Origin of the sequence: Primorskyibacter aestuariivivens (assembly GCF_028023675.1) — a bacterium.
Taxonomy (GTDB): domain Bacteria; phylum Pseudomonadota; class Alphaproteobacteria; order Rhodobacterales; family Rhodobacteraceae; genus Marinovum; species Marinovum aestuariivivens.
Map to the genome: position 1 here is coordinate 134,817 of NZ_JAQIOZ010000007.1, position 22,519 is coordinate 157,335.

24 protein-coding genes are annotated in these 22,519 nt (G+C 61.8%); 21 read left to right on the forward strand and 3 right to left on the reverse strand.

Annotation, left to right across the window (positions count from 1 at the left end):
- Positions 1 to 4 precede the first annotated feature (4 nt).
- The 21 genes from PGB28_RS09675 to PGB28_RS09775 all read left to right on the forward strand — a co-directional run bounded on the left by PGB28_RS09675 (position 5) and on the right by PGB28_RS09775 (position 18,126).
- Positions 5 to 223 carry a DUF5337 domain-containing protein gene (locus PGB28_RS09675; RefSeq protein WP_271421311.1) on the forward strand — a complete coding sequence of 73 codons (219 nt, stop codon included), beginning with the start codon at positions 5 to 7 and terminating at the stop codon, positions 221 to 223.
- A 15-nt stretch (positions 224 to 238) separates the two neighbouring features.
- A complete protein-coding gene (gene nuoF, locus PGB28_RS09680; protein ID WP_271421312.1) occupies positions 239 to 1,537 on the forward strand; it encodes an NADH-quinone oxidoreductase subunit NuoF in 1,299 nt (432 codons plus the stop codon).
- Between the two features lie 5 nt (positions 1,538 to 1,542).
- Positions 1,543 to 1,875, forward strand: coding sequence for a hypothetical protein (locus PGB28_RS09685; RefSeq protein ID WP_271421313.1), 333 nt, complete (start codon positions 1,543 to 1,545; stop codon positions 1,873 to 1,875).
- A gap of 5 nt (positions 1,876 to 1,880) precedes the next feature.
- A complete protein-coding gene (locus PGB28_RS09690; protein WP_271421314.1) occupies positions 1,881 to 2,210 on the forward strand; it encodes a hypothetical protein in 330 nt (109 codons plus the stop codon).
- A gap of 100 nt (positions 2,211 to 2,310) precedes the next feature.
- Positions 2,311 to 4,332, forward strand: coding sequence for an NADH-quinone oxidoreductase subunit NuoG (gene nuoG, locus PGB28_RS09695; protein WP_271421315.1), 2,022 nt, complete (start codon positions 2,311 to 2,313; stop codon positions 4,330 to 4,332).
- A 71-nt stretch (positions 4,333 to 4,403) separates the two neighbouring features.
- A complete protein-coding gene (locus PGB28_RS09700; RefSeq protein WP_271421316.1) occupies positions 4,404 to 4,742 on the forward strand; it encodes a hypothetical protein in 339 nt (112 codons plus the stop codon).
- Between the two features lie 6 nt (positions 4,743 to 4,748).
- Positions 4,749 to 5,786 carry an NADH-quinone oxidoreductase subunit NuoH gene (nuoH, locus tag PGB28_RS09705; protein WP_271421317.1) on the forward strand — a complete coding sequence of 346 codons (1,038 nt, stop codon included), beginning with the start codon at positions 4,749 to 4,751 and terminating at the stop codon, positions 5,784 to 5,786.
- Between the two features lies 1 nt (position 5,787).
- Positions 5,788 to 6,018 carry a hypothetical protein gene (locus PGB28_RS09710; protein ID WP_271421318.1) on the forward strand — a complete coding sequence of 77 codons (231 nt, stop codon included), beginning with the start codon at positions 5,788 to 5,790 and terminating at the stop codon, positions 6,016 to 6,018.
- A gap of 13 nt (positions 6,019 to 6,031) precedes the next feature.
- The gene (gene nuoI / locus PGB28_RS09715) at positions 6,032 to 6,526 is read left to right on the forward strand and encodes an NADH-quinone oxidoreductase subunit NuoI (protein WP_271421319.1); all 495 of its coding nucleotides are present in this window, start codon (positions 6,032 to 6,034) and stop codon (positions 6,524 to 6,526) included.
- Positions 6,523 to 6,930 (forward strand): carboxymuconolactone decarboxylase family protein, encoded by a 408-nt coding sequence (locus PGB28_RS09720; RefSeq protein WP_271421320.1) that lies wholly within the window; start codon positions 6,523 to 6,525, stop codon positions 6,928 to 6,930. The genes nuoI and PGB28_RS09720 overlap by 4 nt, the downstream gene beginning before the upstream one ends.
- Entirely contained in the window at positions 6,927 to 7,529 is a 603-nt protein-coding gene (locus tag PGB28_RS09725; protein WP_271421321.1) for an NADH-quinone oxidoreductase subunit J, read from the forward strand. The genes PGB28_RS09720 and PGB28_RS09725 overlap by 4 nt, the downstream gene beginning before the upstream one ends.
- Before the next feature lie 90 nt (positions 7,530 to 7,619).
- Entirely contained in the window at positions 7,620 to 7,796 is a 177-nt protein-coding gene (locus tag PGB28_RS09730; RefSeq protein ID WP_271421322.1) for a hypothetical protein, read from the forward strand.
- A gap of 100 nt (positions 7,797 to 7,896) precedes the next feature.
- The gene (nuoK, locus tag PGB28_RS09735; RefSeq protein ID WP_271421323.1) at positions 7,897 to 8,202 is read left to right on the forward strand and encodes an NADH-quinone oxidoreductase subunit NuoK; all 306 of its coding nucleotides are present in this window, start codon (positions 7,897 to 7,899) and stop codon (positions 8,200 to 8,202) included.
- Positions 8,203 to 8,206: 4 nt separating this feature from the next.
- Positions 8,207 to 10,279, forward strand: coding sequence for an NADH-quinone oxidoreductase subunit L (nuoL, locus tag PGB28_RS09740; RefSeq protein ID WP_271421324.1), 2,073 nt, complete (start codon positions 8,207 to 8,209; stop codon positions 10,277 to 10,279).
- The gene (locus tag PGB28_RS09745) at positions 10,279 to 11,820 is read left to right on the forward strand and encodes an NADH-quinone oxidoreductase subunit M (RefSeq protein WP_271421325.1); all 1,542 of its coding nucleotides are present in this window, start codon (positions 10,279 to 10,281) and stop codon (positions 11,818 to 11,820) included. The genes nuoL and PGB28_RS09745 overlap by 1 nt, the downstream gene beginning before the upstream one ends.
- Before the next feature lie 15 nt (positions 11,821 to 11,835).
- Positions 11,836 to 13,278, forward strand: a complete 1,443-nt coding sequence (gene nuoN, locus PGB28_RS09750) for an NADH-quinone oxidoreductase subunit NuoN (RefSeq protein WP_271421326.1) — start codon at positions 11,836 to 11,838, stop codon at positions 13,276 to 13,278.
- A gap of 111 nt (positions 13,279 to 13,389) precedes the next feature.
- Positions 13,390 to 14,130 carry a biotin--[acetyl-CoA-carboxylase] ligase gene (locus tag PGB28_RS09755; RefSeq protein ID WP_271421327.1) on the forward strand — a complete coding sequence of 247 codons (741 nt, stop codon included), beginning with the start codon at positions 13,390 to 13,392 and terminating at the stop codon, positions 14,128 to 14,130.
- A gap of 13 nt (positions 14,131 to 14,143) precedes the next feature.
- Complete coding sequence (locus tag PGB28_RS09760; protein WP_271421328.1) at positions 14,144 to 14,917, forward strand: type III pantothenate kinase; 774 nt, start codon at positions 14,144 to 14,146, stop codon at positions 14,915 to 14,917.
- Positions 14,914 to 16,584, forward strand: a complete 1,671-nt coding sequence (locus PGB28_RS09765) for a ribonuclease J (RefSeq protein WP_271421329.1) — start codon at positions 14,914 to 14,916, stop codon at positions 16,582 to 16,584. Before PGB28_RS09760 ends, PGB28_RS09765 begins: the two co-directional genes overlap by 4 nt.
- 110 nt (positions 16,585 to 16,694) lie before the next feature.
- Entirely contained in the window at positions 16,695 to 17,120 is a 426-nt protein-coding gene (locus tag PGB28_RS09770; RefSeq protein ID WP_271421453.1) for an OsmC family protein, read from the forward strand.
- A gap of 169 nt (positions 17,121 to 17,289) precedes the next feature.
- Positions 17,290 to 18,126 (forward strand): HalD/BesD family halogenase, encoded by an 837-nt coding sequence (locus PGB28_RS09775; RefSeq protein ID WP_271421330.1) that lies wholly within the window; start codon positions 17,290 to 17,292, stop codon positions 18,124 to 18,126.
- 13 nt (positions 18,127 to 18,139) lie between these two features.
- On the opposite strand, the gene PGB28_RS09780 is transcribed toward PGB28_RS09775, so the two are convergent.
- From PGB28_RS09780 to PGB28_RS09790, 3 genes are all read right to left on the reverse strand, one after another.
- The gene (locus PGB28_RS09780) at positions 18,140 to 19,552 is read right to left on the reverse strand and encodes a DEAD/DEAH box helicase (protein WP_271421331.1); all 1,413 of its coding nucleotides are present in this window, start codon (positions 19,550 to 19,552) and stop codon (positions 18,140 to 18,142) included.
- A gap of 198 nt (positions 19,553 to 19,750) precedes the next feature.
- Positions 19,751 to 20,695 (reverse strand): glycosyltransferase family 2 protein, encoded by a 945-nt coding sequence (locus PGB28_RS09785; RefSeq protein ID WP_271421332.1) that lies wholly within the window; start codon positions 20,693 to 20,695, stop codon positions 19,751 to 19,753.
- Positions 20,692 to 22,479: a glycosyltransferase family 2 protein gene (locus PGB28_RS09790; protein WP_271421333.1), complete on the reverse strand. Its 1,788-nt coding sequence runs from the start codon at positions 22,477 to 22,479 to the stop codon at positions 20,692 to 20,694. The genes PGB28_RS09785 and PGB28_RS09790 overlap by 4 nt, the downstream gene beginning before the upstream one ends.
- Positions 22,480 to 22,519 lie beyond the last annotated feature (40 nt).

Sequence of the window (22,519 nt, forward strand, 5' to 3'; positions counted from 1 at the left end):
CACGATGGGGCGTGAGACGGAACAGCAGATTGCACGGCAGGGGCGCATGACCGCGCTGGTGATTGCCGGAACCATGCTGATCTGGCTCGCGGCCCAGTTCATCGGGCCAAGGCTCGGTCTGCCGGGGCGCTATGCGATCCTGATCGACCTTCTGGCTCTGGCGGCGTTCATCTGGGCGTTCGTCAATATCTATCAGATCTGGCGCAAGCGCCAGGACAACTAAGGGGTGGCATCGCACATGCTGCAGGATCAGGACCGCATCTTTACCAACATCTACGGGATGCATGACCGCTCTTTGAAGGGCGCGCAGGCGCGTGGCCACTGGGATGGCACCGCCGGCATCATCGAAAAGGGTCGCGACTGGATCATCGACGAGATGAAAGCGTCGGGTCTGCGCGGCCGGGGCGGCGCGGGTTTCCCCACCGGTCTGAAATGGTCCTTCATGCCCAAGGAAAGCGATGGGCGTCCGGCCTATCTCGTGATCAACGCGGATGAATCCGAGCCCGGTACCTGCAAGGACCGTGAAATCATGCGCCATGACCCGCATACGCTGGTCGAGGGCGCGCTGATCGCCTCTTTCGCGATGCAGGCCCATGCCTGTTACATCTATATTCGCGGCGAATATATCCGCGAACGCGAAGCGCTTCAGAACGCCATTGACGAAGCCTATGACGCGGGGCTTATCGGCAAGAACGCGGCGGGCTCCGGCTGGGATTTCGATCTCTACCTGACCCACGGGGCAGGGGCCTATATCTGCGGCGAGGAAACCGCGCTTATCGAAAGCCTTGAGGGCAAGAAAGGCATGCCGCGCATGAAGCCGCCGTTTCCGGCGGGGGCGGGGCTTTATGGCTGCCCGACCACGGTGAACAACGTGGAATCCATTGCCGTGGTGCCGACCATCCTGCGCCGGGGGGCCACATGGTTTGCGGGGTTTGGCCGCCAGAACAACGCAGGCACCAAGCTCTTTGCGGTGTCGGGTCATGTGAACAATCCCTGTGTCGTTGAAGAGGCGATGTCGATCAGTTTCGAGGAACTGATCGAAAAGCATTGCGGCGGCATTCGCGGCGGCTGGGACAATCTTCTGGCAGTGATCCCGGGCGGCTCGTCGGTGCCCTGCGTGCGCGGCGAAAAGATGAAAGACGCGATCATGGATTTCGACTACCTGCGCGGGGAGCTTGGCTCGGGCCTTGGCACGGCGGCGGTGATCGTGATGGACAAGCAGACCGAAATCATCAAGGCGATCTGGCGGCTGTCGAAATTCTACAAGCATGAAAGCTGTGGTCAGTGCACGCCCTGTCGCGAAGGCACCGGCTGGATGATGCGGGTCATGGACCGTCTTGTGCGCGGCGAGGCCGAGGTCGAAGAGATCGACATGCTCTTTGACGTGACCAAACAGGTCGAGGGCCACACGATCTGTGCGCTTGGCGATGCGGCAGCCTGGCCGATCCAGGGTTTGATCCGCAACTTCCGCGAAGAGATCGAGGACCGGATCAAGGCGCAGAAAACGGGCCGTATGGGCGCGATGGCGGCGGAGTGAGGCGGATGAAACCCCTGATCCTGACATGTGCTGCGCTGGGCCTTCTGGCCGCCCCGCTTGCGGCGGCGAGCTACAAGAATTCGACCTATCAGGCGGAAACGCAAAGCCGCGCGGTCAGCTTGCAGCCCCGTGATGGCACAGGCCCCGCGCGTCAGGCGCGGCAGGTCTATGTCACGGTGACGCGGCTGGACGGGGCGGGGATGAGCAACGTGGACGTGTCCGCCGCGGGTGGTTTCGCGCGTCAGGTGGGCTGCCCCGGCGGTCAGGCGCTGAGCACCATCGCCTCGGGCCGTGCGGCGGGTTCGGCCGATTTTGAAATCCTGTGTATCGGGGGCTGATGAGAATGCGTGCGACGATAGTGATCCTGCTGGCCACCATGGCGCTGACCGCCTGTGGCAAGACCTACACCGACAAGCGCATCCGTTTTGACGGTGAGATTTTCCGCGGCTCGGCCAAGGCGGTGGACAAGAAGGACCGCCGCGCCTTTGTCGCAACGGCAGGTCCGGTCTCCAAAAGCCTTGAAGGCGCGCGCGAAGCGGTGCGCTACGAGGGCACGAAATACTGCATCAAGTGGTTCGGCATTTCCGACATCAACTGGGAGATCGACCCCCAGGCCGAAACCCTGCCGATCGACAAGGACAAGATCGTCCTGAACGGGACCTGCGCGGAGTGATCCGGGCCATTGCCATATCCCCCCGGGTCCCCGGGACGCGAGACAAGACGTTTGCGAAAGACCGCCATTCGGGCGCCTTTCGAGAAGAGAAGTGAGAGCCATGACGGACCTACGCAAGATCATCATCGACGACACCGAGGTTGAGGTGGACGGGGCCATGACCCTTATCCAGGCCTGCGAACAGGCCGGGATCGAGGTGCCGCGCTTCTGCTACCATGAGCGGTTGTCGATTGCGGGCAACTGCCGGATGTGCCTTGTCGAGGTGGTGGGCGGCCCGCCCAAGCCTGCAGCCTCCTGCGCGATGCAGGTGCGTGACCTGCGCCCCGGTCCCGAAGGCCAGCCGCCGGTGGTGAAAACCAACTCGCCCATGGTCAAGAAGGCCCGCGAAGGGGTGATGGAGTTCCTGCTCATCAACCACCCGCTGGATTGCCCGATCTGCGATCAGGGCGGCGAATGTGATCTTCAGGATCAGGCCGTGGCCTATGGCGTGGATTTCTCGCGCTTCCGCGAAGCCAAGCGTGCGGTGGACGATCTCGACCTTGGGCCGCTGGTCGAAACCCATATGACCCGATGCATCTCCTGCACCCGCTGCGTGCGCTTCACCACCGAGGTCGCGGGCATCACCCAGATGGGCCAGACCGGTCGTGGCGAGGATGCCGAGATCACCGCCTATCTGGGTGAGACGCTCGACAGCAACATGCAGGGCAATATCATTGATCTCTGCCCCGTTGGCGCTCTGGTCTCCAAGCCTTACGCCTTTACCGCGCGTCCTTGGGAGCTGACCAAGACGGAAAGCATCGACGTGATGGATGCGCTGGGGTCGAACATCCGCGTCGACACCAAGGGCCGCGAAGTCATGCGCTTCCTGCCGCGCAACCATGACGGCGTGAACGAGGAATGGATTTCCGACAAGACGCGTTTCGTCTGGGACGGGCTGCGCCGTCAGCGTCTGGACCGGCCTTATGTGCGCGAAAACGGCAAGCTGCGCCCCGCAAGCTGGGGCGAGGCGCTGTCGAAAGCCGCCGAAGCCATCAAGGGCGCGTCGAAAGTGGCCGGTCTTGTGGGTGATCTCGCCCCGGTCGAGGCGGCGTTTGCTCTGAAAGGGCTGATCGAAGGGCAGGGCGGCAACGTTGAGTGCCGCACGGATAAGGCGAAACTGCCTGCAGGCAATCGCTCGGGCTATGTGGGCACGGCGGCGATTGAGGATATTGACCACGCCAAGTTCATCCAGCTGATCGGCACCAACCCGCGCGAAGAAGCGCCAGTGCTGAACGCGCGCATCCGCAAGGCCTGGGCCAATGGTGCGAAAATCGGACTGGTCGGCGAGGCGGTGGACCTGACCTATGACTACGCGCATGTGGGCACGGACCGCGCCGCGCTGGAAGGGCTGCTGGACCTCGATTATACCGAGGTGCTCGAAGCGCCGTCCGTCGTGATCGTCGGGCAGGGCGCTTTGACCGAGGCCGACGGCGCCGCCGTTCTGGCTGCAGCGATGAAACTGGCCCAAGACACCGAGTCCAAGCTGATGGTGCTGCACACCGCTGCCGGACGCGTCGGTGCGATGGACGCAGGCTGCACCACCGTGGGCGGGCTGGACGCCGCCATCGACGGTGCGGATGTGATCTATAACCTTGGCGCGGACGAGATCGAGATCGGCGAAGGCGCCTTTGTGATTTATCAGGGTAGCCATGGCGACCGGGGCGCGCACCGCGCTGACGTGATCCTGCCGGGTGCCGCCTATACCGAGGAGCAGGGGCTGTTCGTGAACACCGAAGGCCGTCCGCAACTGGCGCTGCGCGCGGGCTTTGCGCCGGGCGAGGCCAAGGAAAACTGGGCCATCCTGCGGGCGCTGTCCGGCGAGCTGGGCGCAACGCTGCCTTACGACACGCTGGCACAACTGCGTCAGGCGCTGGTCAAAGAGGTGCCGCATCTGGCGCAGATCGACGAAGTGCCGGAAAACGACTGGCAGGCGGAAGCGCCCGGCAAGCTGGGCGATGCGACTTTCCGCAACGCGGTCAAGGACTTCTGGCTGACCAACCCGATTGCACGCGCCAGCCAGCTCATGGCGGAGCTGAGCGCCAATGCGAAATCACGCCGGGAGGCAAAGATTGCGGCGGAATGAGCGGGCATATGCGCATAAGGCCCCGGGCGATGGTTTTGCCCGTGATGGCGTTTGCTCTGGTGGGGTGTGAGATGACGGATGCGTCGCCCGATACCCCGTTCGCGCCCGCCTATCGCGGGATCGAGACCCGTCTGCTCGAAGGCGATCTGGTCAATTTCCACGTGGAAATGACCGGCGCGAGCGATGCGGGCGATGTCGAGGATTACGCGGAATGCGCCGCGGCGCAGTACACGCTGATCCGCGGATACGGATTTGCGCGTCATGTGCGCACAAGCACCGACGAAGAGGGTGGCCTTTGGCGAGGAGATGCGGTTTACACCATCTCGCCGTCGCTGCCCGATGGATTGAAGACGATTGACGCCGAGGTGGTGGTGGCAAGCTGCCGCGAGCGCGGCATACCGACTGTGTGAGGCAAGATGGCTGACTTCTTTACAACCCCGCTTGGAATTGGCGTTCTGATCCTTGCACAATGTCTGGCTGTGCTGGGCTTCGTGATGATCTCGCTGCTCTTCCTTGTCTATGGCGACCGCAAGATCTGGGCCGCCGTGCAGATGCGCCGTGGCCCGAACGTGGTGGGGGCCTTTGGCCTGCTGCAATCGGTGGCGGATGCGCTGAAATACGTGGTCAAGGAAGTGGTGGTGCCCGCAGGTGCGGACAAGCCGGTGTTCTTCCTCGCCCCGATGATGTCTTTCGTACTGGCGGTGATCGCCTGGGCGGTGATCCCGTTCAACGAAGGCTGGGTGCTGTCGGATATCAACGTGGCCATTCTCTATGTCTTCGCCATGTCCTCTTTGGAGGTTTACGGCGTGATCATGGGCGGCTGGGCGTCCAACTCGAAATACCCGTTCCTCGGCTCGCTGCGTTCTGCGGCACAGATGATTTCCTATGAGGTCTCCATCGGCCTGATCATCATCGGTGTGATCATCTCGACCGGGTCGATGAATTTCGGCAATATCGTTGCCGCGCAGGATGGCTCTTTTGGTTTCTTCTCGTGGTACTGGCTGCCGCATTTCCCGATGGTGTTCCTGTTCTTCATCTCCTGCCTGGCGGAAACCAACCGCCCGCCCTTTGACCTTCCGGAAGCGGAATCGGAACTGGTGGCGGGCTATCAGGTGGAATATTCGTCCACGCCCTTCCTGCTCTTCATGGCCGGCGAATATATCGCCATCTTCCTGATGTGCGCGCTGACCTCGCTCTTGTTCTTCGGCGGCTGGCTGTCGCCGATCCCGGGCCTGCCCGATGGCGTGCTGTGGATGATCGCGAAAATGGCGTTCTTCTTCTTCATCTTCGCGATGGTCAAGGCGATCACGCCGCGCTACCGCTACGACCAACTGATGCGTCTGGGCTGGAAAGTCTTCCTGCCGTTCTCGCTCTTCTGGGTGGTCTTCGTGGCATTCGCGGCCAAGTTCGAATGGTTCTGGGGTGCCTACGCACGCTGGGGCATGGGGGGCTGATATGTCTGATCTGAAAGACGCAATCCTCAACGCGAAATACATCGACATGGTGTCGCTGGCCGATTTCGTCGTGACCGATTGCGGTTTGCCGGACATGGACGACGACGGCGGCCCGCTGCCGCAACAAAACGAGGTCGCCGCCGCGATCTTTCGCTGGGCCGCGATGAACGCGGGCGAAGAGGGCACCGCATCCGACGCGGCGCAGGCAGATGACGGGCCAGAGACCGAATAAGAGGGGAAGTAACATGGCAAATATCGACTATGGACGCGCTGCGAAATACTTCCTGCTTCAGGACTTTTTCGTGGGTTTCAAACTGGGGCTGAAATATTTCTTTGCCCCCAAGGCGACGCTCAACTACCCGCATGAAAAGGGGCCATTGTCGCCCCGTTTCCGCGGTGAACACGCGCTGCGCCGCTATCCCAATGGCGAAGAGCGCTGCATCGCCTGCAAGCTGTGCGAGGCGATCTGCCCCGCACAGGCCATCACCATCGATGCCGAACCGCGCGAAGACGGTTCGCGCCGCACCACGCGCTATGACATCGACATGACCAAATGCATCTATTGCGGCTTCTGTCAGGAGGCCTGCCCGGTGGATGCGATTGTCGAGGGGCCGAATTTCGAATTCGCCACCGAGACCCGCGAAGAGCTTTTCTATGACAAGGCCAAGCTGTTGGAGAACGGCGACCGCTGGGAAGCCGAAATCGCGGCCAATCTTGAGATGGATGCACCCTACAGATGACCGACAGCAAAACCCCTTTCGAGCTCATGATGAGCCAGGCGCAGGAAATGGCCAAGGCCTTCAACCCGGCGCTGGAGACCTTTTCACCCAAGGGGTTCGAAGGACTGTGGCCGACCATGCCCAAGGAGATGATGGAAATGGCCTTTGGCCGTGGCATCTCCAAGGACGGGCTGGACGCCAAGACCCGACTGCTCCTGACCATTGCCGGGCTGACCATGCAGGGGGCGCAGGCCGACACCCCCTTTCGGATGACGGTGCGCCACGCCATGGAGGCGGGTGCCACCAAGGATGAAATCGCCGAGACCATCGCGCAGATGTCGATGTTCGCCGGCCTTCCCGCCATGACGCGGGCCATGGAACTGGCCCGTGACGTGATGGACGACAAAGAGGATGACGCAACATGACCGTCTTCGCCTTTTACCTGTTTGCGCTCTGCACCATCGCGGGCGGGCTGTTCACCGTGATCAGCCGCAACCCGGTGCATTCGGTGCTCTGGCTGATCCTGGCCTTCCTGTCTTCGGCGGGGTTGTTCGTGCTGTTGGGGGCCGAGTTCGTGGCGATGCTGCTGATCATCGTCTATGTGGGCGCGGTTGCGGTGCTCTTCCTCTTCGTGGTGATGATGCTGGATGTGGATTTCGCCGAGTTGAAAGCCGAGATGGCGAAATACATGCCGCTCGCGCTGCTCATCGGGGTGATCCTGCTGATGCAATTCGCCATTGCCGTGGGTGAGTGGCAGAGCGCCGACGCGGCTATGAGCCTGCGTGCGCAGGTGGCCCCCGATGACGTGCACAACACCCATGCGCTGGGGGTGATCATCTATGACCAGTATTTCCTGCTCTTCCAGCTTGCCGGTCTGATCCTGCTGGTGGCGATGATCGGGGCCATCGTGCTGACCCTGCGCCATCGCACCGACATCAAACGTCAGGACGTGGTCGCCCAGATGATGCGCGATCCGGCCAAGGCGATGGAGTTGAAAGACGTGAAACCGGGGCAGGGGCTCTGAGCCTTCCCCGAAGCCAACCCACGGGGCCATGGCCCCGAAGACGAATGAAGTAACAGGAGCGTTGCGACACTGACAGCAAGGGACGAGGCAATGAAACGGCTTTCGAATATCGTGTTTGCGCTGGTGATCATCGGCGGGTTCACCTGGATCGCATTGAATTTCGACAGCCATGCCTGGAACCGGTTGAGGTCGACAGAATGGGGCGGCGTTGCAGGCGTGGTGGTTGACGGGGCGGGACGCGCGTTGTGCAAGGCCTGGGGCTGCTGAGCCGACAGAATGACATGGCCGGACAGGCCAAGGAAATTGGGGTCTCCGGGACCTCGGGAACATAAAGACCAATACGGGCCACGGCCCGGAGGGACGACAGATGATAGGACTTGAACACTACCTGACCGTGGCGGCGACGCTTTTCGTCATCGGCATTTTCGGGCTCTTCCTGAACCGCAAGAACGTGATCATCCTGCTGATGAGCATCGAATTGATGCTGCTGGCGGTGAATATCAACCTTGTCGCCTTCTCGTCTTATCTCGGCGATCTGGTGGGGCAGGTGTTCACGCTCTTTGTTCTCACGGTTGCGGCGGCAGAGGCGGCCATTGGTCTGGCCATCCTCGTCTGTTTCTTCCGCAACCGCGGCACCATCGCCGTGGAAGACATCAACGTGATGAAAGGCTGATCAGATGGAAAGCATCATTCTCTTTGCCCCTCTGGTCGGCGCGCTGATCGGCGGCTTCGGCTGGAAGCTGATCGGTGAACGCGGGGCCATGTGGGTCACCACCGGGCTGCTGTTCCTGGCCTGTGCGTTCTCGTGGATCGTGTTCCTGACCCACGGGCCGGAAACCCAGCATATCCAGATCCTGCGCTGGATCGAAAGCGGCTCGCTCTCGACCGACTGGTCGATCCGGTTGGACCGGCTGACCTCGATCATGCTGATCGTGATCACGACCGTTTCGGCGCTCGTGCACCTTTACAGCTTCGGCTACATGGCGCATGACGAGAACTTCCGCGAAGGCGAAAGCTACAAGCCGCGTTTCTTTGCCTACCTGTCCTTCTTCACCTTTGCCATGCTGATGCTGGTGACGTCCGACAACCTCGTCCAGATGTTCTTTGGCTGGGAAGGCGTGGGCGTTGCCTCGTACCTGCTGATCGGGTTCTACTACCGCAAACCCTCGGCCAATGCCGCCGCGATCAAGGCGTTTGTGGTCAACCGGGTTGGTGACTTCGGCTTTGCGCTGGGTATCTTTGCGCTGTTCTTCCTGACCGACTCGATCCGCTTTGACGACGTGTTCGCAGCCGCGCCGGACCTGGCCGAGACGCAGCTCACCTTCCTTTGGACCGAGTGGAACGCGGCCAATCTGATCGCCTTCCTGCTGTTTGTGGGCGCGATGGGCAAATCGGCGCAGCTGATCCTGCACACATGGCTGCCCGACGCGATGGAAGGTCCGACGCCGGTGTCGGCGCTGATCCACGCGGCCACCATGGTGACGGCGGGTGTCTTCCTTGTCTGCCGCATGTCGCCGCTGATGGAGTTTGCACCCGAGGCGATGATGTTCGTCACTTTCCTTGGGGCTACCACGGCATTCTTTGCCGCCACGGTCGGTCTGGTGCAAAACGACATCAAGCGCGTGATTGCGTATTCCACCTGTTCGCAGCTGGGTTACATGTTCGTGGCCGCTGGCGTCGGCGTCTACTCGGTCGCCATGTTCCACCTGTTCACGCACGCCTTCTTCAAGGCGATGCTCTTCCTTGGCGCGGGCTCGGTGATCCACGGCATGCACCACGAACAGGATATGCGGAACTATGGCGGTCTGCGCCACAAGATGCCCAAGACCTTCTGGGCGATGATGATCGGCACTTTGGCCATTACCGGGGTGGGTATCCCGCTCACCGGCTGGATCGGCTTTGCCGGGTTCGTCTCCAAGGACGCGGTGATTGAGAGCGCCTACGCGGGCACGGCGGGCGGCTATGCCTTCTGGATGCTGCTGATCGCCGCTCTTTTCACCTCGTTCTACTCGTGGCGCCTGATGTTCCTGACCTTCTATGGCAAGCCGCGCGGTGACAAACACACCCACGAGCATGCCCATGAAAGCCCGAATGTCATGCTGATCCCGCTGGGGGTTCTGGCGGTCGGCGCGGTCTTTGCCGGTGCCATCTGGTACGGCAGCTTCTTTGGCAAGACCAATGAGGTGGTGAAGTTCTTCGGCGGCAAATATGGCGAGCCGACACAGGAACTGGTCGAGGCCGTGGCCGAGCGCAGCCCCAAGGCGTCGGAGCTGCATTACGTGATGGAGAGCAAGCCGGGTGAGGCCGCGATCTATATCGCGCCCGAAAACACCGTGCTGCACGAGGCGCATTACGTGCCCACATGGGTCAAGCTGTCGCCGTTCATCGCGATGCTGATCGGTCTGGCCACGGCCTATTGGTTCTACATCGTGAACCCGGCGCTGCCCAAGCGTCTGGCCGAGCAACAACGCCCGCTCTACCTGTTCCTGCTGAACAAATGGTACTTTGACGAGGTCTATGATTTCGTCTTTGTCCAGCCGTCCAAGGCGCTGGGCCGCTTCCTGTGGAAGCGCGGCGATGAGGGCACGATTGACGGCACCATCAATGGCGTGTCGATGGGGGTCATTCCCTTCTTCACCCGGCTCGCAGGGCGCTTCCAGTCCGGTTACATCTTTACCTATGCATTCGCCATGGTGATCGGGATCGCGATCCTGATCACATGGATGACGCTCAGCGGAGGAGCGCACTAATGGAAAATCTCCTCTCCATTGTCACTTTCATCCCGGCCCTGGGCGCGCTGATCCTTGGCGTTTTCCTGCGCGGCGACGATGAGGCGGCCAACCGCAACGCCAAATGGCTGGCGCTGATCGCGACAAGCGCGACCTTCCTGATCTCGCTCTTCATCCTGGCGCAGTTTGATCCGCAGAACACCGGCTTCCAGTTCGTGGAAGAGGGCGAGTGGCTTTTGGGCCTGCAATACAAGATGGGCGTGGATGGGATTTCGGTCCTCTTCGTGATGCTCACAACCTTCATGATGCCGCTGGTGATCGCCGCAAGCTGGAACGTGGAGACCCGGGTCAAGGAATACATGATCGCCTTCCTGCTCCTGGAAACGCTCATGCTGGGCGTGTTCATGGCGCTGGACCTGGTGCTGTTCTACCTGTTCTTTGAGGCGGGCCTCATTCCGATGTTCCTGATCATCGGCATCTGGGGCGGGGCGAACCGCATCTATGCAAGCTTCAAGTTCTTCCTCTACACCTTCCTCGGTTCGGTGCTGATGCTGGTGGCGATGGTGGCAATGTTTGCCGACGCGGGCACCACCGATATCCCGACGCTGATGAAGCATAGCTTCGGCTCAGAAAGCTTCTCGCTGCTTGGCATCCAGATCGTGGGTGGCATGCAGACTCTGATGTTCATCGCCTTCTTCGCATCCTTTGCTGTGAAAATGCCGATGTGGCCGGTCCATACCTGGCTGCCTGACGCGCACGTGCAGGCACCGACGGCGGGCTCGGTCGTGCTGGCCGCGATCCTGCTGAAAATGGGTGGCTACGGTTTTCTGCGCTTCTCCCTGCCGATGTTCCCGGTGGGGTCCGAGGTGATGACGCCGCTGGTGCTGTGGATGTCTGCCATTGCAATTGTCTACACCTCGCTTGTGGCGCTGGTGCAGGAAGACATGAAGAAGCTGATCGCTTATTCGTCCGTCGCCCACATGGGCTACGTGACCATGGGCATCTTTGCCGCCAACCAGCAGGGCATTGATGGCGCGATCTTTCAGATGCTGTCGCACGGCTTTATCTCGGGCGCGCTCTTTCTCTGCGTCGGCGTGATCTATGACCGGATGCACACGCGCGAGATCGACGCCTATGGCGGTCTGGTCAACCGGATGCCCGCCTATGCGCTGATCTTCATGCTGTTTACCATGGCCAATGTCGGCCTGCCGGGCACGTCGGGCTTTATCGGGGAATTCCTGACGCTGATGGGGATTTTCCAGGTCAACACATGGGTCGCGGCAATTGCCACATCGGGTGTGATCCTGTCGGCGGCCTATGCGCTCTGGCTCTATCGCCGGGTGGTGATGGGCGATCTGATCAAGGAAAGCCTCAAGACGATCACCGACATGACCGGCCGCGAACGCGCGATCTTTGCGCCGCTGGTGGTGATGACCATCCTTCTGGGTGTCTACCCTGCGCTGATCCTCGATGTGATCGGCCCTTCGGTCGAAGCGCTCATTTCCAACTATGAAACGGCCCTGGCCGCATCCGAAGATGCGCTCCAGGTCGCCTCGCACTAAGGGAGCCGGAGCATCATGATCCAGGCTGATCTGAACATTATCCTCCCCGAGATCCTGATCTCGGTCTTTGCGATGGCGGCGCTTCTGGTGGCCGTCTACACCTCCAAGGACAAGTTGGCCCCGATGCTCACATGGGTGACGGCGGCGGTGTTCCTTGTGGTGGGGTTCTGGATCGGGACCTCGGGCAGCGGAACCAATGTCGCCTTTGGCGGCATGTTCATCGACGACGGGTTCTCGCGTTTTGCCAAGGTGGTGATCCTGATCTCTGCGGCTTGCGTGCTGGTGATGAGCCAGGGCTACATGGCCGCGCGGGGTATCCTGAAGTTCGAATACCCCTTGCTGATCGCACTGGCGGTTGTCGGCATGATGATGATGGTGTCGGCAGGGGACCTCATGTCGCTTTACATGGGGCTGGAGCTGCAATCGCTGGCGCTCTACGTGGTGGCCTCGCTGCGACGCGACTCTGTGAAATCGACCGAGGCGGGGCTGAAATACTTCGTGCTGGGCGCGCTGTCCTCGGGGTTGCTGCTCTACGGCGCGTCGCTCACCTACGGCTTTGCCGGCACGACGCTGTTCTCCGGCATCATCCAGACCGCGACCGAGGGCGAGGTCTCCATCGGGCTGCTCTTTGGTCTGGTCTTCCTTGTCTCCGGCATGGCGTTCAAGGTCTCGGCCGTGCCGTTCCACATGTGGACGCCGGACGTCTACGAAGGCTCGCCCACGCCGGTCACCGCCTTCTTTGCCACCGCGCCGAAAGTGGCGGCGATGGGCCTGTTCGCCCGCGTGCTGCATGACGCGTTCGGCGGCATCACCGGCGACTGGCAGCAGATCCTGGCCTTCTTGTCGGTGCTGTCCATGTTCCTTGGTGCCATTGCCGCAATCGGTCAGCGCAACATCAAACGGCTGATGGCGTTTTCGTCCATTGCTCATATGGGCTATGCGCTGATGGGTCTGGCGGCTGGCACGGCCTTTGGCGTGCAGGCGATGCTGATCTACATGGCGATCTACGTGACCATGAACGTGGGCACCTTTGCCTTCATCATGTCGATGGAACGCGATGGCCAGCCGGTCACGGATATTCGCAGCCTGAACATGCTGTCCAAGCGCGAACCGGGCAAGGCGCTGGCGATGCTGATCCTTCTGTTCTCGCTGGCCGGTGTGCCGCCGCTGGTGGGTTTCTTCGGCAAGCTTTACGTGCTGCGCGCGGCTTATGAGGGCGGGCTGGCCTGGCTGGCGGTGGCCGGTGTGGTCGCCTCGGTGATCGGTGCCTTTTACTACCTGCGGATCGTGTTCTACATGTATTTCGGCGAGGAGCAGGACGAGGCGCTGGACAAGGGCGGATCACCCATCCTCTACGGTTTCCTCATGGCCTCGGCGGCGATCATGCTGCTGGGCGTGGTCAATCTCTTTGGCATCGAAGGGGTGGCCGAGGCGGCGGCGGCGACGCTTGTCAATTAAGTCTGAATTCCGGGCAGAAAGCGGGCCGCGAGGGGGATCGACCCCCTCGCGGCCCGGTGTCGTTCCGACACAGCCAAACGTCCGGGGCGTATTTTGAAAGAGAAGAAGATTATGCGGTTTGAATGGCCAGACGGCTATGGGCAGCGCATCCTGGCCGAGGTGGACAGCACCAATGCCGAAGCGGCGCGGATCGCTGCGGGGCTGGCCGGGCCGGAATGGATTCTGGCTCTGAAACAAACCGCGGCGCGCGGACGGCGCGGGCGGCCATGGTCTAACCCCGAAGGCAATTTCGCCGCCACGCTGGTCCTGCCCCATGCGGGCGATCCGGCACAGGCGGCGCTGCGCTCATTCGTGGCCTCATTGGCGCTTTACGATGCCTTTGTCGCGGTCACCGGGCGGGCGGACAGTTTCGCGCTGAAATGGCCCAATGATGTGCTGTTGAACGGGGGCAAGGTGGCGGGCATCCTTCTGGAAAGCCTCACGCCTACGCAGATTGCTATCGGCATCGGCATCAACCTGGCGCAGGCCCCGGATGCGTCGCAGGTGGAACCCGGCGCGGTGCGGCCCGTCTCTCTGCTCTCTGAAACCGGCGCGTCGGTCACCCCGGAAGAGTTCCTCACCCCGCTCGCGGCGGCTTTTGCCCGGCATGAGGCGCAATTCACCACCTATGGCTTTGGTCCGATCCGCGAGGCGTGGCTCGCCCGCGCGGCCAGGCTGGGCGAGGTGATCACCGCCCGCACCGCCACCTCGGAAACCGTTGGGACATTCCGCGATGTGGACGGGCAGGGCAATCTTGTTCTAGAGACGGCAAAATCCCGCGTGGCGATCCCCGCGGCCGACGTGTTTTTCTGAAAGGGGCGGTGCCATGCTTCTCTGTATCGACTGCGGCAATACCAATACGGTGTTTTCCATCTGGGACGGCGAGAGCTGGCTGTGCAACCTGCGCACCTCGACCCATCACGCGCGCACGGCGGATGCCTATTTCACGTGGTTCTCGACGCTGATCAATCACTACGGAATCAAGCTGAACATCACCGATGTGATCATATCCTCGACCGTGCCGCGCGTGGTGTGGAACCTGCGGGTGTTTTCCGACCGGTTCTTTGGCGTGCGGCCCATGGTGGTGGGCAAACCGGAATGCAGCTTGCCCATCGCGCCGCGCGTCGATGCGGGCACCGCTGTCGGTCCCGACCGGCTGGTCAACACCGCAGGCGCCTTTGACCGCCATGGCGGGGACCTGATCGTGGTGGATTTCGGCACGGCGACCACCTTTGACGTGGTGGCCGAGGATGGGGCCTATGTGGGCGGCGTGATCGCACCGGGCGCGAACCTGAGCCTTGAGGCGCTGCATATGGGCGCGGCGGCGCTGCCGCATGTGGACATCACCCAGCCTGACAAGGTGATCGGCACCAACACCGTGGGCTGTATCCAGTCCGGCGTGTTCTGGGGCTATGTGGGGCTGGTGCATGGCATCTGTGACCGCATCCGCGCGGAATATGACCGCCCCATGCGTATCATTGGCACAGGCGGATTGGCCCCCTTGTTCGCACAGGGTGAGATGCTATTTGACGTGATCGAAGACGATCTGACGATGCATGGGCTGAAAGTGATCCATGCCTATAACAAGGAATTGGCATGAGCAGTAAGCGCATGATCTACCTGCCCCTCGGCGGGGCGGGCGAAATTGGCATGAATGCCTATGTCTATGGCTATGGCGCACCGGATCAGGAACGCCTGATCCTTGTCGATCTGGGGGTGACATTCCCGGATATGGACGGCACGCCGGGGGTGGACCTGATCTTTCCCGACATGTCCTGGCTGATCGAACGGCGCGACCGGCTGGATGCGATTTTCATCACCCATGCGCATGAGGATCATGTGGGCGCGATCGCGCATTTCTGGGAACGGCTCGGTGCGCCGGTCTATGCGCGGGCGTTCACGGCCAATATCGCACGGCGCAAGATGGACGAGCATGGCCATTCCGAGAAATCGGTCAAGACCGTCTCGGCCTGGCCCGAAACCGTCCAAGCCGGGCCGTTCACCGTGGGCTTCCTGCCGATCTCGCATTCCATTCCCGAAAGCTCGGCTCTGGTCATCGACGGGCCGGAGGGCCGGGTGATCCATACCGGCGACTTCAAACTGGATGAGACGCCGGTGGTGGGCGAGCCGTTTGATCCCGAGCTCTGGGCCGAGGTGGCCAAGCCCAGCGTCAAGGCGCTGGTCTGTGACAGCACCAATGTATTTTCCCGCCATCCCGGCCGGTCCGAGGCCAGCGTTGGCCCCGAGATCGAAACGCTGGTGGCAAGCGCGCCCGGCATGGTCTGTGCCACGACATTTGCGTCGAATGTTGCCCGTGTGAAGACATTGGCCGAGGCCGGGCAAAGGGCCGGGCGCTCTATCGTGCTTCTTGGCCGCGCCATGCGTCGGATGATCGAGGCGGCGATCGAAACCGGCGTGCTGGCAGATTTTCCCAAGGTGGTCAGCCCCGAAGACGCACGCGCCATCCCGCGCGAGAACCTGATGCTGCTGGTCACCGGATCGCAGGGCGAACGCCGTGCCGCCAGCGCACAGCTGGCGCGGGGCAAATATAACGGGCTGGAGCTGAAAGAGGGCGACATGTTCCTGTTCAGCTCCAAGACCATTCCCGGCAATGAACGCGGCGTGATCCGCATCATCAACCAATTGTCCGAAAAGGGCGTGGATGTGGTGGATGAAAGCGCGGGCGGACATTACCACGTGTCGGGCCATGCCAACCGCCCCGATCTTGAGGCGATGCAGGATCTGGTCAAGCCGCAGATGGTGATCCCGATGCATGGCGAACACCGCCATCTGCGCGAACATGTGAAGCTGACCCAGAGCAAGGGCCGCGCAGCGGCGCTGGCGGTCAATGGCACCATGCTGAACCTGTCGGGCAACCGCCCCGAGGTGGTCGAATATATCGAGACCGGGCGCACCTATCTGGATGGCTCGGTGCAGGTGGGGGCGCTGGACGGGATTATCCGCGACCGGATTCGCATGGCGCTGAATGGCCATATCACGGTGACGGTGATTCTGGACGAGGATGACGAACCGCTGGGCGCGCCGTGGTGCGATCTTATGGGCCTGCCCGAGACGGGGCGCAGCCACGCGCCACTGGTCGATGTGCTTGAAGAAGACCTTGGCCAGTTTCTGGGTCGCGCGTCCGAGAAAACCCTGGGTGATGACGACAAGCTGGAGACCGACCTGAAGCGCATCGCGCGCAATTCGGCCCAGACCGAGATCGGCAAGAAACCCGAGGTGACGGTGGTGATCAGCCGTCTAAGTTGAATCTGATCCAGGAAATTCCTGATTCCCGGATGCATCTTTTTCTGTGATCCCTATGTTAAGGGGGAGTGGCCCTGCGCCACATGACCCATAACACAGGGAGACAGACCAAGATGATCCAGAAATCCGGTTCCGCGATTTGGAAAGGCACGCTGAAAGAGGGCAACGGGGTGGTTTCGACCCAGTCCGGCGTGCTTGATGATGAGGCCTATACCTTTGCCAAGCGCTTCGGGGACGAAGCGGGCACCAATCCCGAGGAATTGATCGGCGCGGCACATGCCGGCTGCTATTCCATGGCTCTGTCCGGGGTTCTGGGCAATTATGACCTGAAGGCAGAGACGATCTCGACCAAGGCGAACGTGTCACTGGAAAAGGTGGAGGGTGGATTTGCCGTTACCAAGGTGCATCTGGATGTATCGGCGGCAATTCCGGGCGCGGATGAAGAAACCTTTTTAAAGGCTGCCAATGACGCCAAGGAAGGCTGCCCGATTTCCAAGCTGTTGAATGCCGAGATCACGCTGGATGCCAAGCTGACCTGAGCAAGGCGGCATTCGACCCTTCAGATTGTGACCAAAACGACCTGTACCAGAGCGCTGGTACAGGTCGCTTGCTTTCCGGGGCCTGAAAACGACGCGACCCCTGTCGCGGTGAAACCGGACCGTCTTGCTCTCACGTGCTTGCATAGACGTGACGCAAGGAGGCCCCGACATGACCGCTGATGATTATCTGAACCTTGACGATTACCCGATCAACCTACCGGGACCCGAGCTGGAGGCGGTCATTGCCCGCACCCGGGCCGCTCTCGAGGCCGATGGCTGCGCGGTACTCAAGGGGTTTCTGACAGCCGAGGGCGTGGCCGCCATGGTGGCCGAAGCGGATGACGTCGCCGATCAGGGGCATCGCTCCTTCAACCGGACCAATGCCTATTTCACCGCCGACGACCCAAGCCTGCCGCAAGACCATCCAAGGCGGCAATTCTTTGATCGTTCCAACGCTTTCATCCCCGCCGACAATTTTGCCAAGACCGGCCCGCTTCGTCAGGTACATGATTTTCCGGGTTTTGACGGCTTCATCAAGGCCTGCCTGAACGAAGAGCGTTTCTTTCGCTATGCCGATCCGCTTGCGGACGTGATCGTGAACATGGCGGAAGAGGGCGAAGGCTTTCCCTGGCACTTCGACACCAACAATTTCACCGTTACGCTGGCCCTGCAAAATGCCGAAGAGGGCGGAGCGTTCGAATATGCGCCGGGGATTCGGGCGCGCACCGAGAATTACGACGAAGTGGCTCGGGTCCTGGCCGGGACGTCGGACCGGGTGACGCGGCTCGATCTGGAGCCCGGAGACCTGCAACTGTTTCGGGGGCGCTATTCGTTGCACCGGGTTGCGCCGCTCAAAGGCGCGCGCCGGCGCTACGTCGCGATTTTTTCATATGTGGAAGAGCCGGACATGGTTGGCGCGCCGGAGCGCACCAAACAGCTCTATGGCCGCGTGCTGCCGATTCACTATGAGCGCGCAGGTCTCAGGGCGGATGCCCTGATCGACTGAAGGCGCCGCCCGGTTACCCGGCGCGGCGCTCGTCGAAACTCAGCGCGATAAAGCTGGGCAGGTGATCGCCCATGCCGACAACCTTGTTGTCATTATCGGCACGGCGTCCGCCACGGTTCGACCGGCTGCGCGACGAAGTCGAGGATTTCTCCTGTTTCGGTGTCTCCTCGGAGCGCGGCTTGGACGAAGTGCGCTTTTCTTCCCGGGGCTCGGCTTTGGGTGCGTCTACCGTTTCGGTTTCGGATTTCCGTGGCGATGATTTCGGCTTTTCCGCCGATTTGATCGGGTTCTCGATCCGCGGAATTTCCTTCTGGATCAGCTTTTCGATCGCATCGAAATTTTTCTCGTCCCGCGGTCCGCAGATCATAACGGCCTTGCCCTGGCGTCCGGCGCGGCCGGTACGACCGATGCGGTGCACGTAATCCTCGGAATGGGACGGCACGTCAAAATTGAACACATGGCTCACCGCAGGCACGTCGAGACCGCGTGCGGCCACGTCCGAGGCTACGAGAATCTTCAATTCACCATTGCGGAACGCGTCCAGTGTCTTTGTACGCTGGGACTGGTCCAGATCACCATGAATCGGCGCGGCATCCAGCCCGTATTTCTTGAGCGATTTCGCGCAGATATCCACATCGGTCTTGCGGTTGCAGAACACGATGGCGTTGGTGCATTTCTCGCCTTCCGCCTCGATCAGCGCGCGCAGGACCTTGCGTTTCTCGCTGGCTTCGCGGTCACGCCGCGAGGCTTTGAACATCACCACGCCCTGTTCGATGGTCTCGGATGCGGTGGCCTGACGCGCAACCTCGATCCGCTCAGGCGCGGAGAGGAAAGTGTTGGTGATGCGCTCGATCTCGGGTGCCATGGTCGCCGAGAAGAACAGCGTCTGGCGGGTGAACGGCGTGAGCGAGAAGATACGCTCGATATCCGGGATGAACCCCATGTCGAGCATGCGGTCAGCCTCGTCCACCACCATGACCTGAACCCCGGTCAACAGCAGCTTGCCGCGTTCGAAATGGTCCAGAAGGCGTCCGGGCGTTGCGATCAGGACATCCACGCCCTTGTCGATCAGCGCGTCCTGTTCCTTGAAGCTGACGCCGCCGATCAGCAGCGCCTTGGTCAGCTTCACATGTTTGGCATAGGTGTCGAAGTTTTCCGCCACCTGCGCGGCCAACTCCCGTGTCGGGCACAGAACCAGCGACCGGGGCATGCGCGCGCGGGCACGGCCACGGGCCAGCATGTGAATCATCGGCAGCGTGAAGCCAGCGGTCTTGCCGGTGCCGGTCTGGGCGATGCCCAGCACATCCTTGCCCTGCAAAGCGGCTGGAATAGCGCCCGCCTGAATGGGGGTGGGGGTCTCATAGCCCGCTTCTTCGATGGCTTTGAGAACTTTGGGATTGAGGTCCAGGTCAGAAAATTTCGTCATGTGTATCCGGGTTTTACGGACACGTCCGGCCCGTACATCAGAATGGGGCGGCCCGTCTGGCCCCGCATTTTCGCAGTTTCATCCCCTGCGCGCGTACTTAGAGCAACTGGCCGCTTTGGTCAATCTTGCGGCGCTGCAGCGTGCTTTCCGGTGCTGTAACCCCGGGACTGTCGCATTTATGTGACTCTGCCCGGTGCCTCAACCGCCCGGAAAATGCCGCGCGCGGCAGGCGGTCAGCGCAAGATCGTGTTGGCGCAAGAGCCCTTCTGCCTCAAGCCGGGCGCGCAGCTCTGGCGTGGCCACGCAGACCTCCTCATAAAAGGCGCGTAGGCCTGCTTCGCCATCTGCCTTTTCGATCACGTGAAACAGCTCATGCAGGGACAGACCGCCCGCGTCGCGATTGACATGCGCCTTCAATTCGGCGCGGTAGGACCCCATGGACATCCGGTAGCGATAGGTCCGCATCCAGTCCTCCCAGCTCTGCGCGTGCATGTGGCAAAGCTCGGTGGTGTTCAGTGCGACTTCACCGGGGTTCTGCTGGCCGTTCACGGTGATATTGTGAATTTTCATCCGAAGCCCGTCGATGCCGGTGCGGTAAAACAGCTTGCCCGCCACATGGCTCAGGAACCCGCCGCTGAGATAGCGGCCATAGGTGGGAAAACAGGCTTCTGCTGCGCGTCTTCGGTCCGGGGCGGGAAGGTGGAAGGCCTTGAAATATTGCGGTCTTTCCGGATCGCCGGGGGCAGGGGCCAGCGCCTCGATAGGGCGCACCCGGGCGCAGAGGCAGTTGTCGGGCAAATCGGATAGCTGGTCTGCAATAGGACGTGCGGGCCAGAGAAATTCATCCACGTCGATATGGGCCAGCCAGTCCAGCTCGACCCGGCGGTTATAGGCATGGCGGGCATTGATGAATTGACGGCTCTGGTGTTTCTCTGGCCGCCCGTTGCGCTTGGCCCACCATGCGTCATCACAGGCCACGACCTTGATCTTTGGATGGGCGCGCAGCCGGTCGAACACCGCCCTCTCCGGCGCGTCGAGATACAGGTAGAGCCGGTGCGCCCCCAGATCGAGATGCCAGGCCGCGAAATTCAGGATCTCTCCTTCGCTGGCCTTGATCGTCGAGACAATGCCCCAGCGGGTCATGCAGCGCCCGCCTTGGGTGTGCGGCTGCCAAAGATTGCCGCCACCTGTGCATCAAGCTCCAGCGGATGGGTGAACAGCATGTCATGCGCCGCCAGCCGGTCGCGCAACGCGGGGCTGTCGGTGCACACCTCGTCAAAGAAATGGCGCAGGCCTGTTTCACCTTCGGTCTCCAAGACGAAATCGAGCACATCGCCCAGCCGCATCGCGTCATCCTCGCCCGGTTTGCGGTATGAGCCGCGCTCAAGCCGGAACTCCATCCGCGCGCGGAACGCCTCATAGCTGCGGGCATGCAGATGGGCCAGCTTCATACGCGGCATGCTGGCCTCGTTCTCGATGCTCGCGCCGTCTTTCTTGAGCCCGTGAATGCCAAAGCGCACCCCGTCCAGCCCGGTGCGGGCAAAGACCTTGCCGCTGGTGTGGCTGATGAAGCCGCCGGTGAGATAGCCGCCATAATTGGGGTAAATGGTGTCGAGCACGCGGCGTTTCTGCCCGGCCTGCCTGTGGCTGATCTTGAAATGGGTTGGACTCGCGGAGCCATCGGCCAAAGCCTCCACGGGCCGCATCCGGGCCTGCGCCGCGTGATCGGGCGCAAAGCGCAGCGCGCGGGCGATGGGGATCGGACAGATCAGAAACTCGTCCGCATCCACATGGGCAAGCCAATCGAGGTCAGACGCGCGATAGCTCTGCGTCGCGTTGTAGGCCTGGCGCAGCTGGTGCGCCTCGGGGCGGTCTTTGCCGGTGCTGGCCCAATAATCCGCGTCGCAGGTTGTCAGATGCACACGCGGCTCAGCCCCGAAAAACGCCAGCGCTTCGGGGCAGGGGCGGTCGAGGTAAATGTCGATCCGCGCCGCGCCCAGTGTCAGGTAATGCGCGGCGAACCGGGCGATGTCCGTTAGGGGGGCGTCAATCGTGCTGACCACGCCCCAGCGCGGCGGGGTGCGGGACGGCGTGTCGGGAACCGGGACAATGAGTTTGGCCGGGGCAGGCTCGGGCGTGTCGCGCTCTGCCGCTTTCATTGTGTCGCGCCGTTCCTTGCGTTTGCGCATGATGCGCAAGCGGCGGAACACGGTGCGCGGGTCGTGAATGAGCAGGTCCAGCAGGTGATGCGCCAAGGGTTTCAGCACCTTGTCCCGCTCCGCCTCCTGCCACAGGCGGCCCAGCATGTTCACATCGAGCCCCCCGGCTGGGATGTGGAACGGGTCCATCTCCATGGGCAGCGGGCCGTGATCCTTGCCCTTGAGCGGAAAGGGCCGGTCGGCAGGCATGCCGCAATACCGCCGCTCGGTCTCGTAAAGCTTGATCGTGCCAAAAAGCACATTCATCGCCTGTCCCACGCTGCGCTGGGTTTCGGTCAGCCCGTGATCGCCAAAGGTGGTGATGGCCGAGACAAGCCAGCGCGCGTCCAGATGGCTGAGCAGGTGATCGGCCTCTTCCGCCCAGAGCCGCGCGAAGAGCGCCGCGCAATGGGCGGGCTGCTTGCGTTTGCGCAGATGCGCGATAAGCAGCCCGTGCAGCGCGGTCAGTTCCGTATTGCCCACCAGTTCCGCGCGTATTTCCAAATGCTTGCGCTGGTTTGTTGAACGCAGGGGGGCGGCACGCAGGGGGTCGTCCCCGGGGGCGGGAACAAGGCTGGTCTTCAGCGGGTCAAGATCCACATCAAGCGGCGGCAATGCCTCGCCTCGTGCCAGCGTGAGCGGATCGCGCCGCGCCTCCATCTGGGTCAGCACCGCCTTGATGCCGCCGTCATAGGTGGGTTTGCGTGGGGGCTGTTCAGGATCGCTCATGGGGTCAAGGTGCCGCTTTTTGGCGTTTATGGCAATTGCC